An 18446-nucleotide genomic window follows, 5' to 3' on the forward strand; every position below is an offset into this window, starting at 1 on the left:
CTACGAGACCGCCAACACCCGCTTAACAGCAACCGGCCCCTTCCTGCCCGGCCAAACGACCCAGATCTTCCCTGACCTCCGCCGCACCGGAGACCTCCGAGCGAAGCACAGCAAGCACTCCTTTCGAAAATCCATTGTCCTGCAACAGCTGGTAGTAGACCCAAACCCCCTCACGACGGGTACTCACCAAGCCACTGTTGCGCAAATACGCAAGGTGCCGGGAGACCACACTCTGGGATACGGACAATGCGTCTACAATATCGCAGACACACAGCTCCCCTTTTTCCAGCAGCAAGCACAGAATCCGCAAGCGCACCGGCTCGGAGAGGGCTTTAAACACATTGGCGTAATCAGACATATCCATAACCGGGACTATATTTGCTTAGCCAAATATATGCAATCATCCGGCCTGTCACTCTGATAACCACTGCTTCACCTCCCTGGGTGTTCAAAGGAGAAGACATCAACGAAATCAGCAAGTTAGAAATCAGTTTGCCTTAATCGCAAATAGTACTGCCAATTTTATGGCAATCTGCGTATAATTCGCGCCCTCTTGTAAACGGGATCATTGGCTAAGCGCCTTACTCTGGGCCGTTCGTGACATCCTTGGCGGATGGACACAAACCCGCAGCTCTTTTTATAGAGCCTCTTTTATCGAAAGAAGCCCACGACTATGGAATGAGGGGAGATGTGTTGTTACTTGTCACAGACAGGTCAGCGCAGAGACTCCCAGATCGCTATTGCAGCAATGCTGCGGCGATTCACTAAGGCTAACAGTCACTGCCCCCTCTAACCTAAGGTCTACCCATGTCTAATGACTCCGTACGCTTCGCCGATCTCGGCCTGGCGGAATCTGTATTAAAAGCTGTCGAAGCCGTCGGCTACGAAACTCCTTCACCTATTCAGGCACAGGCTATCCCTCACCTTCTCGAAGGCAAGGATATTCTGGGTATGGCGCAAACCGGTACCGGTAAAACCGCCGCCTTTGCCCTGCCACTGCTGACCCGCATTGATCCTAACCTGAACAAAACTCAGGTACTGGTTCTGGCTCCAACCCGTGAGCTGGCCATTCAGGTGGCAGAAGCTTTCCAAAGCTATGCTGCCAAAATTAAAGGCTTTCACGTGCTGCCAATTTACGGCGGTTCTGATTACCGTGGCCAGATCCGCGGACTGCAGCGTGGCGCCCAGGTCGTTGTTGGCACCCCCGGTCGCGTTATGGACCACCTGCGTCGCGGCACTCTGAAACTGGATCACCTGCAAAGCGTTGTCCTCGACGAAGCTGACGAAATGCTGCGCATGGGCTTTATCGATGACGTCACCTGGATTCTGGACCAGACTCCACAGGAGCGTCAGGTTGCTCTGTTCTCGGCCACCATGCCGAGAGAAATCCGCAAGGTGGCTGACACCTACCTGACCAACCCGGAAGTCATCAAGATTGCCGCCCAGACCCAAACCGTTGAGCGCATCGAGCAGCTCTACTGGCTGGTGCGTGGCGTCAACAAACTGGATGCCCTGACCCGCATTCTGGAAGTTGAAGACTTTGATGCCATCATCATGTTTGTGCGCACCAAAAACGCCACTGCAGAACTGGCCGAGAAACTGGAAGCCCGTGGCTACTCCGCCGCTGCGCTGAACGGTGACATGAGCCAGCAATTGCGCGAGCGCGCCATTGAGCGCCTGAAAAACGGCAAGCTGGATATCATCATCGCCACTGACGTTGCCGCTCGCGGTATTGACGTATCCCGCGTCAGCCACGTGATCAACTACGACATCCCTTACGATGCCGAAGCCTATGTTCACCGCATCGGTCGTACTGGTCGTGCCGGCCGCACTGGTAAAGCCATCCTGTTTGTGGCGCCGCGTGAAAAACGCATGCTCTACACCATTGAGCGCACCACCAAGTCACCGATCACAGAGCTGCAATTGCCCAGCAAGGCGCAGGTGGCCGACAAACGTATCACCCAGTTCAAGCAGCAGATTTCTTCTGCCATTGACGAACAGGATCTGACGTTTTTCCGCGAAGTCATTATGAATTACAGCGATGAAACCCAGGCCGAGCCTTTGGACATCGCTGCAGCTCTGGCGTATCTGGCACAGCTGGAAAAACCCCTGCTGCAACCCAAAGACATTGTGGAAGACAAGCCTGTGCGTCGCGAGCGCAATGAGCGCGACGATCGTCGTGAGCGCCCCGACCGCAAACGTCGCGAACGCACCAACGATGCGGATCTGGAAACCTTCCGCCTGGAAGTGGGCCACAACTTTCACGTCAAGCCCGGCGACGTGGTTGGCGCGATTGCCAATGAAGCGGACATCGACAGTAACTACATCGGCCACATCAAGATTCGTGAGACTCACACCTATGTGGATCTGCCCAAAGGCATGCCGGATGAGTTATTGCAAAATCTGAAGAAAGTGCGTGTTCGCGGTCAGCAAATCAACCTGTCCCGTTTTGACGGTCAGATTGAAGAAGACACATCTCGCGGCCACAACAAGCGTCCCTTCAAAAAAGGACCACCCCGTGGCGGCAAGAAGCCAGGCGGTCACCGCGGCGGCAATCGTCCAACCCAGCACTAAGTCAGACACAGCTTGCCATTCGTTTTTTGAATGGTAGTAACGAAAAAACGGCCACTTGATGGCCGTTTTTTTTGGCAACATTCCAATGGCAAACCCTCAGTAGTGATGCCACTACTGCTTAATCCCCCCCCCCGGACAGCCACCACTTCTGAAAAAATAATATGGCACCCCCACAGCAACCATGGCCGTCTTCAATACTGCCATGACAAAGCCAGAAACCATGGCAAACGGATAGCAAACCGAACGGAAGAATGTTGCCTTTCAGCTTGGGACTCCGCCAGAGCTCAGCAAAAAGATTAAACCGTTATAAATGCTCTCAACAGTAATAGCTGCACTTTGAGAAAGGACAATTTTAGCCAGGATTTGTGAAATTTCAGACGACAAACCACAGGCCACCTGATAAAGGTGACCTGGAATGAAATGTGAACGGTCTTGCCAAAAAGCGCGGAACGCCAGGAAACGAAAAAATAGACCTGTCAGGCTTTTTTCTTTTGCTTCAAGCCACGCTTACGCCACCACAGATAGACGCCAGTGTAGAAAAACAGCAACGGAGCAAGACCAACCATAACCAACAGCGACCGTCCCGCCAAGCCAAGAACATCGGCGTTGTGCAACGGGAACTGCCACGCCATAAAGGTTGTGCCTGCGGCCTGTTCACCGACAATACGGCTGGCGAGCACCTCTCCGGTGTACTGATCCAGCCATACTCGACTGGCGCCATGATTACTCCACGGCTCACCTGGCATATTAAAAGACAATCGATAAACAGCACTGTCATTGTGGGGCAGATCAATGCGCTTTAGCACACCTTGCGGGAAGTTTTGACGGGCAAGGTCTACGATCTGATCAACGCCCAAAGGCGTCATATCCGGATCTTGCTCCCCTGAGGACACAGCCACTTTGGGCTCCATTGGAAGCCCCAGACCAACAAGCTGCTCCACCTGCTTGGGGAAGATCATACTGACACCGGAAAAACCGACCACCAACAACAGCGGCAACAGGTAAATTCCCACCACCTTGTGCAAGTCAAAATAAAACCTGAATCTGTTGCTGCCAGGGCGTATGGTCAACGCATTGCGCCAGCGATTGTTACGGGGCCACCAAATCACAAGACCACTGAGACAAAAGAACAACAGCGCAAGTCCCATCAGACCAACGATGATCTTTCCGGTTTCGCCGGATAACAGGGTGTAATGCAGACTGTACAACCAGGTCATGGGGTATTCACCCCAGGTTCTGACCGCAAGGACCTGAGCATCCGTGGGAGACACACTGACCTCAATAGAGCCTGCATTTTCGTCAGGATTGGAAAAGCGCACCAGATGCGGACTGCCTTCCCCACGGGGCAAATAGAGACGGCGAGGTAGCGGGTTACCCGTTACGGCTGTCTGGGCGTTAGCCAGCACCTGACTGAGAGATGCCGGCTCTTCAGTTGACTGAAACGCAACGGTTTCGGGCGTAAGGGATTCATCCAAGGCATGGTCGAACACCAACAAACTGCCGGTCAGCCCGATCACAACCAGAAGCAAACCCAAGATCAGACCTGCGTATTTATGGACGGTGAAAAACGCACTACGCACGCTGAAACTCCCGGATACAACTGAAGAGCCTGCCTCGCCATTCAACCTGTGCGAAGCAGAACCCTATTTTGCGATTTCTTTAAAACTGATAGTTGTAGCTCAAACTCATGCTGCGACCGATACCCTTAAAGTTACGGGCATCGTTACCCACTGTCTGTGAGTAATAGGTGAAATAATCTTCGTTCGTCAGGTTTTGAATGCCCAACACAAAGCTGCCGCCCAGAGCCTGCAGCTGAGCACTCACGTCAATGGTGGTGTAACCATCAAACTCGGCATACTCAGTGCCACTGACGTCTTCAAACTCACGATCCAGCATCACATTCGCCTGCACCCGGGTGCTTAAGCTCTCACCCCAACTGTGCTCCCAACTCAGGTTCACTCGGTTGGGCGAGATGTTAGCGCCATCCAGATCACTGTCAACACTGCCACTGTCATCTGAATCGTAACGACCTTGGGTGTATGCATAGCGCAGCCCCAGTGTATCGGACTCTGTGGCAAACCACTGTGCACTTAACTCAAAGCCATCGATCTCGGTTTTTTCACGATTAACCGAGTAAACACCGTCTGGACCACGACTCAAACGCTGACCGAAATCGGAATCAGATGCATAGTAAGCCAGTTGCGCAGTAAAACGCTCACTGTGAAAGTCCACACCAAACTCCTGATTTTCGGTCAGGATTGGCTCAAGATCCAGATAGGTTTCCACACTTTCATTGGGCGTATCGACACCTCGCAACACACGCCCTACATCCGGCATGGAAAAGCCTTCGGAGTAGTTGGCATAAACACGCCAATTATCGTTGATCTGATAAGTCGCCCCGATATTACCCAGAGTTTCACTGAACTTGATATCTCCACCTTCCACAAACTGGCTCCCATAGTGAGCAAGCGTGGTAAAGTCATCCACTTCCAGTCTGGAAATTTCGCGGCGTAGACCTGCCGTTACACTCAGCTTTTCAATGCCGGTGAACTCGGCCTGCATATAAGGTGCAATATTTTTGTAAACGGTAGGCGGAACCCAGCTACGGCCGGTGAGAATCAGCTCCTGCCAGGTTTCATCCTCATAGGCATCCACACCGTAGACCAGATTGACAGGCAGGCCGGCAATATCATCTTCAATCAGAGTCAGCTTCATCCCGTATTTTTCGGAATTATTCTGAGATTGGTCAAACAGAGTGCCGACCGTTGCAATCGACGGATCCTGAAAGGTTCTGCTTGGGGTGCCGCCGTAGGTTCCTTCAAAGTCCTGACTGAATACTTGAACTCGTAATTTCTGCCCCAGAATGTCTTCATTGCTGTACTGCAAATTGATGGTCGTGACATCATTGGAAGGCTCTTTACCAGGCACATCCGCCTCAATGGAAGAGGTTGGAATGCCCTGATCAATATCACCATTCACCTGCAACCAATCGTTGTTGCCTTCGAGATGATATTTGTTGACCGTCAGCTGAATGCGCTGCTCATCCCAACTGTAACCGACCTTTATAAAAGCGTTGATGGTATCGCTGTCCATGGTATCGCCCTGAGTGTTATCAAAGCCCACCACTTCGCCGTCAGCATCGTAACTGACACCGGTTGTGCGATAACTGACACTGCCCAGAAAATCGATACCAGAGACTTTACCCGAGGCACTGTAGCTGGCACCGTAACCAAAACTGTCACTGGAGTCTTCTGGCTGCATCGTGGTTTCAAAGCGCATGGCCTGCTGCAGATCTTCGGTTGGCTCTTTGGTGATCAGGTTAATGATCCCCCCAGAGGCACCCATACCATGTATCGCATTGGCACCGTGGATCACTTCCACACGCTCGAGCATCAGGGGATCAATGGTGTGGCCATCGCGACCGCCATTGCGCAAAGGATTGGATTGCGGCACACCATCAATCAGGTAGAGTGGCTTGCGCCCGCGCAGACTTTCACCCGCATTACTGAGTTTCTGGCGACTTGGAGAAAAGCTGGGGATCAGGTTACCCAGAACCGTAGACAGGTCATTCTGAATACTTAACTGCTGGGTCAGATCGACCTGATCAATCAGGGTCACGGTATTGGGAATGGTGCTTAACGGACGCTCAACGCGGCTGGCAGTCACGACAACTTCTTCACTGATTTCACCGCGACGGCTGTTGGTCATGGTGGTCGCCAGGCTCTCTTTAGCGGCTTTTACATCGGTGCCAGTCGCTTGCGCAAACACAGCTCCTGTCCCTGCACCCAATGCACCGGCGGCCAACAGGGCCACAACCAACGGCTGACGTCTAAACACTCTATTCATGATTTTCCCCAAGCTCCCAAAGTTATGCAGGTCACCACATGAAACCCCTCTGGGCTTTCACGACCTTCCCTGGACCGGAGACAGCAAAGATAAACTAAATGATAGTGATTCGCAAAAAGCGGATTATAGAGATCAACTGAGGAAATGTAAAAGAACTTCTGAGAACCGTGCCGCACTGGAGAAACCCGACCAGTGCGGCACGAAAATGACTCCGGATTAATTAAGCCCGCGATAGGGCAACCCGGTTAACAGGGACAAGTGTTCGGCCAGTTTTTCCGCCTTGCCAAAGCCATCAATGCCAAACCCTAACGCTTTTTCGCTGCCGCTTTTCAAGCGCAGTTTCAATTTGTAATACTGCACCACCTCTTCGCCGCTGCTCATGCTGGATGAAGAGTGAATCGATAACCCCTCCACGTCCGAACGAGCCAGTTCGCTGGTGCTCAGCGCCATTCCGAACCAGGAACGCTTGGTCAACACGGTATTGGGCGTGATACGCACTCGCAGCTCCTTACCCAGACCGTAGATGCCCAGCGACAGCATCAGCACACCAAAGCCGCCAAATGCGAGTACAAATATCCAGGCCATGGCATCGCTCACCTGTGTCATTCCAGCGCCGATGGAAAAGAAGATGGCCCCCATGAACGTCATAATAAGGTGCAGCTTTCGCGTATTGCCCGGCGTGAATCGCAACCACAGTCCGTCCGGTCGCTGGGTGATTTCGGTCAGGTGTTCCAGCTCGCTCAGTTGCCGATCTTCAAAGGCCGCGTGTGCCTCCGCAGGCAATGGCCGGGAAGCTTTTGCCTGCGACGGGAACATGGGCAGTTCCCAGGAACGCTGGAAGGCAACCTTCTTATCCAGCGCTTTTATCGACAGACGCCAGTAGTGGTAATCGTTATCCGGCACTTGTGAAGCCTGTAATCCTTCGGGCACATCCACCAGCACTCTCACGCGGGTACCACGCTCTGCGTTTTGCACCCGGCAGGCCTCGGTGTGCAACGGCACCTTGCGCTGCCACACCACACTGTCGGTGGTTTTCGTTTCATTGCCCGAGCGCCGGCGGGTTCGCCGAAACAACACCAGGGCCGCTTCAAATTCACCGGCATCCTGCTGCGGGATTCCCAGATCCACGTAACCGCCCATCTGCCCGCCAATCGCCCCGGGATAGGGATCCATATGAAACGGTGTCGCCCCGTAACGCCGCCACTCACGCGTTAACTTGATGGCTTGCGCCAGCAAAAACACACTGACCAACGGAAACAGCAACACCAGCAGCACCAGATAGTCGCCACGAGCCAGCTTGCGACTCAATTCGTCATGGCCCGCAATCAGGACAACACTGCTGACACCGCCAAAGATCAGTGCAAACACCCACATCACCCAGCGGCCTGATTTCATATGGCTGTCTATGGTTGGGCTTGACCACTCCTTGCGACTTAACCACGGCTGCGACATATCCTTATCCTTCTGTTACTCAATCTGAAAAACCGATCTTGCTCAAACACTCAGTCCGTAAACGCAAAAATCAGGCAATTTTCTATAATGTCCGAATTTGGCTAGAGACGTCAACGCAAGTGGAGTAGATTGCCGGTATGAGACGTTTTCTTTCCGACACAGAACTCCCCGTCGAATGGCAGCAGGCGCGCCTGTCCCGCGACGCTCGCTTTGACGGGGTGTTTTACATTGGCGTGTTAACCACTGGGATTTTCTGTCGCCCGGTGTGTCCCGCGCGTCTGCCCAGGGAAGACAACGTTCGCTATCTGCGCACCCCGGCAGAAGCCATAGAAAAAGGGTTTCGCCCCTGTCGCCGCTGCCGTCCCGAGTACTCGCCCAGGGTCCGCCACTGCTGGTCTGATGAACGAATCGATTCCGTATTGAATGCCATCGACAACGGCTATCTGGATCGCCATGATCTGCCGGAGCTGGCCCGGACGGTTGCTCTCAGTGACAGACAATTGCGGCGCCTGTTTCTCGACAATCTGGGCACCACCCCCAGCCGTGTTGCCGAAACCCGGCGACTGATGCTGGCCAAACAACTGCTGTGTGAATCGAACCTTTCCATGACCCAAGTGGCAGAGGCTTCCGGGTTTAACAGCATTCGCCGCTTTAACAGCAAGGTAAAATCTTTTTACCAACAGACGCCCAGTGAAATTCGTCAGGCGCAACTGAGACGACCTACCCGCCAGCAAGATGACTGGGTGATCGACATCCCGCATTCTGACCATTATCCCTGGCAGCAAGTGTTTCACTTTTATCAGCAGCGTGCCGTCGAGGGTTTGGAGCATGCCAGTGAAAATTGTTTGCAACGCATCGTCCATATCAATCACCAACCGGTGTTACTGCGCTGCGAAAAACTGGCCCATCGACCGGCGCTTCGACTGACACTCACTGGCGCAGACTGTTCGTGTCTGAGCCAGATTATTGCGCTCACCCGCAAGGCGCTGGATCTGAACAGCAATCACCTTGCCATCGCAGAACATCTGGCTCGCAGTAAACAACTTGCCCCGCTCACAAGATCACAAAACCTCATTGCCTTGCCCGGCGCCTGGGACCCATTTGAATATTTGATTCGTGCCATTCTTGGCCAACAGGTTTCGGTGAAAGCGGCCAGGACACTGACTGCTCGACTGCTCGAACGCTGCGGCGAAAAGGTGACTCTGGCCGGTCAGACATGGTACCTGTTCCCTACCGCAGAAACTCTGGCAACCGCTGATTTGCGAAACTTTGGGATGCCACAAAGACGTATCGATACTCTGCAACAGGTCGCCCGCGCACAGGCCAATGGCGACATTGATCTGGCGATGACCCACAACGCACTCCATCCAACAGATGCGATCGCTTCTCTCAGACAGTCATTACTGAACATAAAAGGCATCGGCATCTGGACGGTAGATTACCTGCTCATGCGTGCGTTTTATCAGCCCGACATCTGGCTGGACACAGACCTCGGCATCATCAATGCGGTTAAAAAAATCCATTCGGATCTGGATAAAAAGAGCCTGAAAACCATTGCTGACGACTGCTCCCCATGGCGATCTTATGCAGTCATGGCACTTTGGCATTCGCTCTCTGCAGGAACATCAAATGAAACCGATTATCCCCCAACAGACGCCCATGGTGTTCGATACCTTCAGCACGCCCGTAGGCACGATGATTGTGGTGCAGGATGATGAAGGCATTCGCTATATCGACTTTCAGGATTGTCCCACCCCGTTAACTCCGGCGCAGAGCTGGCAGCGGGACAGCCGTGCCTGCCAATCGGCAAGGGAGCAACTGCTGGCCTATTTTAATCGGGAACTGACCCACTTTGATTTACCGCTGGCGCCCATTGGCACTGAATTTCAGCAACGAGTATGGAGCGTATTGGCCGAAGTCCCCTTCGGCACCACAATCACCTACGGCGACATGGCCCGACAGTTACATCAACCATCGGCGTCACGGGCGGTGGGTATGGCAAACGGACGCAACCCGCTGTCGATCGTTTTGCCCTGCCATCGGGTGGTTGGGGCGAGCAGAAAACTTACCGGCTATCGCGGAGGTCTGCCCATCAAAATGGCGCTATTGAAACTGGAAGGGTTAGACATCGACTCGCAGCACAGAATCACTCCTTAGTCCGACTGCGCTCCGCCGGCACAAACAACTGCTTGAGCATATAGTCTTTAAAGTCTTCTGCGTACGGTTGTTCCGCCAATGCCTTTTCCATGCACAACAGCCAGGCATCCCGCTCAGCCACGCCAATAGGCAAGTGCGCGTGAGCACGGGGAATCGCGATGGGCCCATATTTTTCCCGATAAAGTTTCGGACCACCCAGCCAACCACTTAAAAAACGCGCCAGCTTTTCTTTCGACTCCGTCAGATCCTCACGATGCATCGCGCGAATGGTTTTGGCCTCGGGCAAGGTATCCATGTAAAAGTAAAAACGCTCCGACAGTTTCTTCAAACCCTCGTATTGTCCGGCTGCCTGATACGATGTATCGCCATCACCATATTGTTTCTGTTCAGTCACTCTGTGAAACCCTCTTCTCTGTCACTTCTACAATTCGCCACGAGTGGCGATAAAGCTCAACGTCAGTTTACGCCAATCACATAGTTCTCACCTATGGTCATGGAAGGAAAAACCCATTTAACCCGCGAACCCCGTACCGGTAATCTTAGCGGCAACTGACACCCAGGAGGTCTTATGAAAACGCTGTTCAGAATCATCAATAAAGCCATCGACGACAACGCCAACCCACCACAGACCAATCCCTGTGGTGACGCCCCATGCAACTATACGGATAACTACTACGGCGATCAGGCCTGTATTTTGAAACACAAAGCCTGAAACGTAATTCCTCACACCTCAATCCAGCCAGTGCTTTTCCGCAAACACTGGCTGGTACTGCTGATTAGGCTTGAGACTTCTTTACGCCCACATAGTTGACATTGTCAACCAATAGGAAATATAGTTGATTCTATCAACCAAATGATACGAATTTCAGCTATGCCAACACACTCTCTCAGCGAAGCCCTGCATCGCCTCACCCATGCCTACAAGCGACAACTGCGCGCGGCCATCAGACAACAGCAGATCCAGCTGCCCGTTACCCATATCCGGGCCTTGAAGGGGGTCTGCCGCAATCCGGAGTGTACGGCTCAATCCATCGCAACGCGGATGCAACGGGACAAAGCCCAGATCACAAGGGTTTTGAATGAACTGCTGCAGGCAGGTCTGATTGAGAAAATCGACAATCCCAATGACCGCCGCAGCCTGCTGTTGCGCCCGACCCGGAAGGGTGAAAAGACCATGGATCAGATCAAACTGGCCGAGCAGCAAACCGCTGACCGCCTGACCCGACAATTAGGCCCCGACGATCTTGAGTCTTTTATCCGCATTGCCAACACCATGTCCGACAGCGTTGACGAAGAGCTGCTTCCGCAGGCCGATACGCTTTCCCAAACCGGAGAATAACTCATGGCCAAACCAGCACCACGCGAACTGGAAGTGATCCGCTCCACCCGCGTTACCCCGCACATGCAACGCATTACCCTGGGTGGCGCCGAAATCAATAGCTTTCCTGAAGATCAGGAAAGCGCGTATATCAAACTCATGTTTCCACAGAACGGCGACGAGCGCCCCCAGGTGAGAACCTACACCGTTCGCCGGCAGACTCGCGACACCATCGATGTGGATTTTGCCCTGCACGGTGATGCTTGCGCGGACGACACCCTCTCCACCCAGGGGCCGGCTTCCACCTGGGCCCAACAGGCCACACCCGGTGATCGCATATGGGTCGGCGGCCCGGGCCCGAAAAAACTGATCAACCCCAGTGCCGACTGGTTTTTGCTGGCCGGGGATATGACCGCCCTGCCCGCCATCAGTGTAAACCTGGCCCTGCTGCCTGACGACGCTCAGGGTTACGCGGTGATTGAGGTGGTTGATGAATCCGACATCCAGTCTATTCAGCATCCGCCCCGGGTAGAACTGTTCTGGGTGATTAACCCGATTGCCACCGATCAACACCACCCGTTACTGGACAGAATTCAGCAACTGAACTGGCTGCCTGGCCAACCTGCTGTCTGGGCCGCCTGTGAATTCAACAGTATGCGGGCACTGCGCAAATACCTGAAACAGGAGCGGGCCATACCGAAAAGCCATCTCTATATTTCCAGCTATTGGAAAATCGGCAGCAGTGAAACCCAGCATAAAACGGCCAAACGGGAAGACGAAGCCCAACAGTCTGACGGAGCAGACCGCTAAACACCTTCACCAATTGATCCTTATTCACAGGGGATCTTTGCTTATCCCGCCACAGGGTAATAAAGTGCTTCTCTATCGATGGACTGATAAAGAGCGTTTGCTGTGCTGACCCCTGTAACTGTTTTTGCCCTAATTGCCGTGACCGGCCTCGCCTGCCAATGGCTCGCCTGGCGCGCACGACTGCCCGCCATTTTATTTCTGCTGCTGTCGGGAGTTCTGCTTGGCCCGGTAGCCAATGTCGTCAAACCCGATGAACTGTTCGGCGATTTGCTGTTTCCGTTTATCTCTCTATCGGTGGCGATCATTCTGTTCGAAGGCAGTCTGACCCTTAAATTTCGGCAACTGCAAGACATCGGTAGCGTTGTGCGCAACATGGTGTCTTACGGCGCGCTGATCAATGCGGTGATCACCACCGTTGCCGTGCACTTTCTGATTGGCATCAGCTGGCCACTGGCGGCCTTGTTCGGTGCCATCATGGTCGTCACCGGCCCTACGGTGATTGTGCCGTTGCTGCGCACCGTCAAACCCAATGCCCGCATCGCCAATGCCCTGCGCTGGGAAGGCATTGTGATTGATCCTCTCGGGGCGCTGTTTGCCGTACTGGTGTTTGAGTGGATCAGTGCCCAACAGGGACACGGTGACTGGCTTCACGCCACCTGGATCTTTTTACAAACCATCGTCGTGGGCAACCTGCTCGGTGCGCTGGCCGGCTACCTTTTTGGACTGTTGTTGCGTCATCGCTGGCTGCCAGAATACCTGCAGAACTTTGCCACCCTCGCCACCGTCGCCGGTGTGTTTGCCTGCGCCGAAAGTCTGCGTCACGAGTCCGGTCTGCTCACCGTCACCATCATGGGCATCTGGCTGGCCAATATGCGGGACGTGAACACCGAGGACATTCTCGACTTTAAAGAAAATCTGACCATCGTGCTGGTCTCAAGCCTGTTTATCGTACTCGCCGCCCGTATTGATTTTGCCGACGTGGAATTGCTGGGCTGGGGCAGTCTGGGTGTGCTGGCAGTGATGCAGTTACTGAGCCGCCCTATCAAGGTCTTTATCAGCAGCATGGGCTCTGTGTTTACCTTTAAGGAAAAACTGTTGCTCTCCTGGGTCGGCCCCCGCGGTATTGTTGCCGCAGCGGTCACGGCGCTGTTTGCTCTTAAACTGGAACAGATGGGTTACGAAGAGGCCTACCTGCTTGTACCTCTGGCATTCACCGTGATCATGGGTACCGTGGTCATTCAAAGCCTTACCGCACGACCACTGGCCCTAGCTCTGGATGTGGCCGAGCCTGACTCGCGCGGCTACCTGATTATGGGAGCCAATCCTGTCGCCCGGGCAATCGCCAAAGCCCTGCGTACGGCCAACTACCGTGTACTCTTGTCGGATACCTACTGGGACAATATCTCCAGTGCGCGCATGGCGGACTTGCCCACATTTTATGGCAGTCTGCTGTCAGAACACGCCGACCGGCACCTGGATCTGGTGGGCATGGGGGGCTTTTTGGGCTTGTCTCATCATGCCGAACGCAACCACCTTGGCGCACTCAAGTTCCAGAACGAATTCCCCAAAACCAAAATTCTGAGCCTCGCCAGCAACCGGGACAACGTCCAGAAGAGCAGCAAGCGCACCATCAGCGGCAACCATCACGGGCAAGTCCTGTTTGGCGACGATACCACCTTCAGCAAACTCGCAAGCCTGATCGCCAAGGGTGCACAAATTAAAAGCACCACTCTGACCGACAACTTCACCTACGACGACTGGCGCAGCCACGAAAGCAATGCTGACAGCATCCCCCTGTTTTGTGTTGATACCAAGGGCAGCGTGCTGTGGTTTACGCCACAACATCAACTGGAACCCAAAAGTCAGTGGCAGTTATTCAGTCTTGTTCCCCAGGAAAACAAACCCTCCAAAGAGAAAACGGAGAGAAAGCAAAGCAGCAATAAGGAAAACCAGGAAGTACCGTCTGCCGGCAAATAGTTCACAACATTCTGTGAATGACAGGTGACCGTTAAAGTGTTTGGCAATTCATTGCCCCAGCCGGTCGAGTGATTTTCTTTGACTATACTTGGCCGTGCGACCCGAGTTTGTGCATGTTACTGATGACGTCTCATGCACGGATGGGATTAAAACACACAAAGGAAGACCTCATGCCACTCAAACATTTCGCTGCAGCCTTACTTTTTGGTGTATGTGGCCTGTCCATTGCCGGTGCACACGCCGCCACCGACCCACTGCCTTCATGGAACGATTCCACCGCCAAAACCTCGGTCATGGCTTTCGTAGAGAAGGTCACCCAAGAGGGATCACCGGACTTTATCCCTGTCGCGCAGCGCATTGCCACGTTTGACAATGATGGCACCCTCTGGAGCGAACAACCGGTATATTTTCAGGGAATTTTCGCGATAGATCAGATCAGTGCCATGGCAAAGGATCACCCCGAATGGAAAACACAGGAGCCCTTCAAAAGTGCTCTATCGGGTGACATCGCAGGCATCATGGCCAGCGGTATGGAAGGTCTGGCAAAAATCATTGCCGCCAGCCACGCCAACATGACCGCCGAGGAATTTTCCAGCGCCGTCAGCAACTGGCTGGCAACCGCCAAACATCCGACCAGCGGCAAGACTTTCGACAAGATGGTGTTCCAGCCCATGCTGGAATTGCTGGATTATCTGCGCGCCAATGACTTCAAAACCTACATTGTCTCCGGCGGTGGCATCGACTTTATGCGAGTATTTGCCGAGCGGGTGTACGGCATCCCGCCAGAACAGGTTATCGGCTCCACCATCGACGCCCAATACGAATTGCGCGACGGTGTTCCGGTTATCCTCAAGACCCCCAAACTGGTACTGATTGATGACAAGGCCGGCAAGCCGGTAGGCATCTATCGTCACATCGGCCGCAGGCCCGTCTTTGCTGCGGGCAATTCCGACGGCGACTTGCAAATGCTGCAATACACCACCATCCCCCGCAGCGCCGACGACAAGACACCGCGCTTTGGTCTGATTGTCCATCACACCGATGGCAAGCGTGAGTGGGCCTACGACCGCAAATCCCACATCGGCCAGCTGAACGAGGCGCTGGATGAAGCCAGGCAGCGCGGCTGGATGATTGTCGACATGCAAAAGGACTGGCGCCAAGTCTACCCTGAGCACGCAGCCAACAACTAGCCGGGCCAGATCATACAAACGACACATAGAGGAGGCGCTTGCACCCAGGGCCTCCCGTGTAACCCCTCCCTCTCTTCTCGAGACACCTAAAGCCTCCGCAACTCGGGACTTGATCGAAAAAAGACCCGCGCCCCGCAGGGCGTGACTCGCCGGTCACCCTGGGCAGGCGATTTTCAGCTGCTTTCGCACTTAAACCAAAAGACTAAAGAGACGCCAAGAAGAGCCGACATCCCTTAAACACGAGTCACGGATGGCGTGGTCAGAACGACCCTGATAGCCGACTTCTCCGCCAGACAAGCATGCTATGAAGCCGGCAATAACGAAAAACAATAAATCAGAACAGCGAAGCGAGACTTCTATGCAAAGCAAACCTGAACGCGATATCTTCGCCCAGGCAACAACCGCCAGGCCTTCATCCCCTTTTGTAGTGCTGATGGGTATCGAAACAGCCTTAATCGTGCTCATTGTTGCCCTTGGAAACAACATGCTGGCCATTGCCGGCGGCACGCTGGGTTGTTTCACCCTGGCCCTCAGCTGGACTCTCGGACGCAGACAAGCCAGACAGCTCTCTGAATTTACACAGGTACTGATGCAAACCAATGGCGAGCGGATGGATCTGTCACAGGAAGTCACAGACACTCTCGCTGCAGGCGATTTTAAAACCTACGGGCAATTAACCCGTCGACTGCGTGATTTAATTGTCGAATTTCAGCAACAGTCTCTGCAGATTTCTCTGTCTTCAGCAACCAGTCGCATCGCCGCCGACAAGGCCAACCGCGAGGCCAGTGGCCAGCAAAATCTTTCAGAGTTGATCTTCCAGGCCAGTGATCAAACCACTTCGGCCCTGCAGGACGTAGCTTCCCGTTCCGCCACCATTGCCGAGATGAACTCCCGCAATCTGAATGTTGCACAGGCGTCCGGGGAGCAACTGGACAATGCTCAGCGTCAAGTACAAGCCATCAATAATGCAATGAACACGTTTCAGGGCAATATTTCCCGACTGGATGAAAGCTCCACCCAGATTCAAACCATCCTGGCAACCGTGCAGGGGTTTTCGGAGCAAACCAACATGCTGGCCCTGAATGCTGCCATTGAAGCCGCCAGAGCGGGCGAACAAGGACGCGGCTTTGCTGTGGTCGCCGATGAAGTTCGTGAACTGTCGGTTCGGGTCGGCGCCGCCGCCAGCCAGATTGGAACCCTGCTGGAAGAGATGATCAGCGCCATGTCCAGTGCCGATGACCAGTGTCAGTCCATCATTACTCAGAGCGCCACCGCCGGTGACGCCGTGAGCACCGCCGCCGAGCAGTTCAGCACCATGGTCAACGATTTTAGCCAGGCTCACGACGATCTGATCATGGTCAGCAGTGCGCTGGAAGAACTGGCCGTTACCAATACCGAAACCCATCAGCACGCCACAGACATTCGCGATCACAGCGTTGCGATCGGTGATCGAATGGACAGCATTTTCCGCGAAACCGATGCCCTGCGTGACAACACCAATCTGGTACTTCAATCCCTGTGCCGGTTCCGTCTCGGCGAAGGGCAATTGGAAAACGTCACCAACATCCTGTTCCAGCGTCGCGATGAACTGGTGAAGGTTTTGGAAGACCTGCTGGACAACGGGGTCAATATTTTTGATTCCAATTACCGTCCGGTGCCCAACACCAACCCGCAGAAGCTACTGGTCAGCTGGGCCGAGCCGTTTGCCGATAAAGTGCGCCCCATGCTGGATTCCTGGGATAAAGGCGGCAAGGACGGCATCGTCTACATCGCCCCGACAGACATCAATGGTTATTTTGCCGCGGCCCGTACCGTCAGCTCACAACCGATGACCGGCAACCCGGAAATTGATATGGCCCGCAGTACCCACCAACGTATTCTGGTGTCCGGTCAGGAGCTGGAAAACCTGCGCAAATGCACCTACCTGAGCATGGGTACCTTTGTGCTGCCCGGTTCCGACATGGTGGTGATTGTGATGTACATTCCGCTGTATGTGCGCGGACGTCACTGGGGTGTACTGAGTGCGGGCGTTCACCCGGCGGCACTGGGCATCAGCTGATCGACAGCGCGGCTTATCGTCCCGGTTCGGGCACGTCAGAAGCACGAACGTTCTGTTCTTCCATAATCGCTTTTGCCCGATGGCGGTCTTCCTCATCCGCCTCCACCCCGTCCTGCAGCGCCGCTTTTACCGGCGCATACACTAACCGGGTAAAGAGCGGAAAGTGGTCTGAGCCTATTGCCGGCATGCGCTCGATAGTCTCAATCGTGAAATGGCTGCTGTGAAACAGGTGATCCAGGGGCCAGCGGCAAAATGGGTAATCGGCATGGAAGGTATTGAACATGCCCCGCCCAATTCTCGGATCCAGCATTCCGCTGATTTTGCGAAACAGACGCGTCGTCGAAGACCAGGCAACGTCGTTCAGATCACCGGTCAATATCACCGGCTGGTCACAGTGCTCAATACTGCGGGCCACCATCACCAGCTCTGCATCCCGCTCGGCGGACTCCGGATTTTCAGTCGGGCTGGGTGGTGCCGGATGCAGAAAGTGTACGCGCACCTTGTCACCGCAGGGCAACCTCAGAAGCGCGTGCATGGAAGGTACATCGCTTTCGACCAGGAAGGTGGTTTGAGCATCTTCCAACGGCAACCGTGAATACACATGCATACCGTAGAGATTATCCAGCGGACACTTGATGGTGAAGGGCATGGAGTCTTCAAGCACATCCAGTTGCTGCTGCCACCAGTGATCAGATTCCAGGGTCACCAGCACATCCGGCTGATACTCCTTGACCAATGCCAGCAAGGCCTCCGAGTTGCGGTTGGGTGTCAGCACGTTGGCCGTCATGATGCTCAGCTGGCGATCCCTCTGGCTGTTGGTCGCATTGCGAACCTCCCTGCGCCATAACGGGGTATAGGGCAAGACCCACCACAACTGATAACCGAGGCACAACAGCGCAGCCGCAATACTGCCCCAACTGCTGACTCGTTCGAGATCCAGCCACACCAGCTGTGCAATCAATACCAGTACCGCCAGCACGGCAAACTGCAAACGCGGGAAATCCATCCCGCGAATTGTCCAGTGAGAATTACGAGACAGAGGCAGGAGCGTTACAAGCACCAG

The 18446-nt window shown here is 54.1% G+C and carries 15 protein-coding genes; 9 read left to right on the forward strand and 6 right to left on the reverse strand.

Features of this window, described 5'->3' with window-relative positions; all coding sequences use genetic code 11:
* Positions 1–22: 22 nt before the first annotated feature.
* Positions 23–358: an ArsR/SmtB family transcription factor gene (locus KOI40_RS00100; protein ID WP_233709849.1), complete on the reverse strand. Its 336-nt coding sequence runs from the start codon at positions 356–358 to the stop codon at positions 23–25.
* 449 nt (positions 359–807) lie between these two features.
* On the opposite strand from KOI40_RS00100, the gene KOI40_RS00105 reads away from it, so the two are divergent.
* The gene (locus KOI40_RS00105; RefSeq protein WP_216095403.1) at positions 808–2574 is read left to right on the forward strand and encodes a DEAD/DEAH box helicase; all 1767 of its coding nucleotides are present in this window, start codon (positions 808–810) and stop codon (positions 2572–2574) included.
* Positions 2575–3050: 476 nt separating this feature from the next.
* On the opposite strand, the gene KOI40_RS00110 is transcribed toward KOI40_RS00105, so the two are convergent.
* The 3 genes from KOI40_RS00110 to KOI40_RS00120 form a co-directional block, all read right to left on the reverse strand.
* Positions 3051–4154 carry a PepSY-associated TM helix domain-containing protein gene (locus tag KOI40_RS00110; protein ID WP_216095404.1) on the reverse strand — a complete coding sequence of 368 codons (1104 nt, stop codon included), beginning with the start codon at positions 4152–4154 and terminating at the stop codon, positions 3051–3053.
* A gap of 79 nt (positions 4155–4233) precedes the next feature.
* Positions 4234–6420 carry a TonB-dependent receptor gene (locus KOI40_RS00115; RefSeq protein WP_216095405.1) on the reverse strand — a complete coding sequence of 729 codons (2187 nt, stop codon included), beginning with the start codon at positions 6418–6420 and terminating at the stop codon, positions 4234–4236.
* A 216-nt stretch (positions 6421–6636) separates the two neighbouring features.
* Positions 6637–7872 carry a hypothetical protein gene (locus tag KOI40_RS00120; RefSeq protein ID WP_216095406.1) on the reverse strand — a complete coding sequence of 412 codons (1236 nt, stop codon included), beginning with the start codon at positions 7870–7872 and terminating at the stop codon, positions 6637–6639.
* Positions 7873–8009: 137 nt separating this feature from the next.
* On the opposite strand from KOI40_RS00120, the gene KOI40_RS00125 reads away from it, so the two are divergent.
* Together KOI40_RS00125 and KOI40_RS00130 are read left to right on the forward strand one after the other, a co-directional pair.
* Positions 8010–9587 carry a DNA-3-methyladenine glycosylase 2 family protein gene (locus tag KOI40_RS00125; RefSeq protein ID WP_216095407.1) on the forward strand — a complete coding sequence of 526 codons (1578 nt, stop codon included), beginning with the start codon at positions 8010–8012 and terminating at the stop codon, positions 9585–9587.
* Entirely contained in the window at positions 9502–10029 is a 528-nt protein-coding gene (locus KOI40_RS00130; protein WP_233709850.1) for a methylated-DNA--[protein]-cysteine S-methyltransferase, read from the forward strand. The genes KOI40_RS00125 and KOI40_RS00130 overlap by 86 nt, the downstream gene beginning before the upstream one ends.
* On the opposite strand, the gene KOI40_RS00135 is transcribed toward KOI40_RS00130, so the two are convergent.
* On the reverse strand, positions 10019–10423 hold the full coding sequence (locus tag KOI40_RS00135; protein ID WP_216095408.1) for a group II truncated hemoglobin: 405 nt from the start codon (positions 10421–10423) through the stop codon (positions 10019–10021). The genes KOI40_RS00130 and KOI40_RS00135 overlap by 11 nt on opposite strands.
* A 174-nt stretch (positions 10424–10597) precedes the next feature.
* Between KOI40_RS00135 and KOI40_RS00140 the strand changes: the two genes are divergently transcribed.
* The 6 genes from KOI40_RS00140 to KOI40_RS00165 all read left to right on the forward strand — a co-directional run bounded on the left by KOI40_RS00140 (position 10598) and on the right by KOI40_RS00165 (position 17383).
* Positions 10598–10741, forward strand: a complete 144-nt coding sequence (locus tag KOI40_RS00140; RefSeq protein ID WP_216095409.1) for a hypothetical protein — start codon at positions 10598–10600, stop codon at positions 10739–10741.
* Between the two features lie 159 nt (positions 10742–10900).
* Positions 10901–11368 (forward strand): MarR family winged helix-turn-helix transcriptional regulator, encoded by a 468-nt coding sequence (locus tag KOI40_RS00145; RefSeq protein ID WP_216095410.1) that lies wholly within the window; start codon positions 10901–10903, stop codon positions 11366–11368.
* A 3-nt stretch (positions 11369–11371) separates the two neighbouring features.
* The gene (locus KOI40_RS00150) at positions 11372–12157 is read left to right on the forward strand and encodes a siderophore-interacting protein (RefSeq protein WP_216095411.1); all 786 of its coding nucleotides are present in this window, start codon (positions 11372–11374) and stop codon (positions 12155–12157) included.
* A gap of 102 nt (positions 12158–12259) precedes the next feature.
* Positions 12260–14134, forward strand: a complete 1875-nt coding sequence (locus tag KOI40_RS00155) for a cation:proton antiporter (protein ID WP_216095412.1) — start codon at positions 12260–12262, stop codon at positions 14132–14134.
* A gap of 170 nt (positions 14135–14304) precedes the next feature.
* Positions 14305–15324 carry an HAD family hydrolase gene (locus tag KOI40_RS00160; RefSeq protein ID WP_216095413.1) on the forward strand — a complete coding sequence of 340 codons (1020 nt, stop codon included), beginning with the start codon at positions 14305–14307 and terminating at the stop codon, positions 15322–15324.
* Between the two features lie 358 nt (positions 15325–15682).
* Positions 15683–17383 carry a methyl-accepting chemotaxis protein gene (locus tag KOI40_RS00165; RefSeq protein ID WP_216095414.1) on the forward strand — a complete coding sequence of 567 codons (1701 nt, stop codon included), beginning with the start codon at positions 15683–15685 and terminating at the stop codon, positions 17381–17383.
* Between the two features lie 13 nt (positions 17384–17396).
* On the opposite strand, the gene KOI40_RS00170 is transcribed toward KOI40_RS00165, so the two are convergent.
* Complete coding sequence (locus KOI40_RS00170) at positions 17397–18389, reverse strand: endonuclease/exonuclease/phosphatase family protein (RefSeq protein WP_216095415.1); 993 nt, start codon at positions 18387–18389, stop codon at positions 17397–17399.
* Between the last annotated feature and the right edge of the window lie 57 nt (positions 18390–18446).

Origin of the sequence: Pseudomaricurvus albidus (genome assembly GCF_018863235.1) — a bacterium.
GTDB classification, from domain to species: domain Bacteria; phylum Pseudomonadota; class Gammaproteobacteria; order Pseudomonadales; family Cellvibrionaceae; genus Pseudomaricurvus; species Pseudomaricurvus albidus.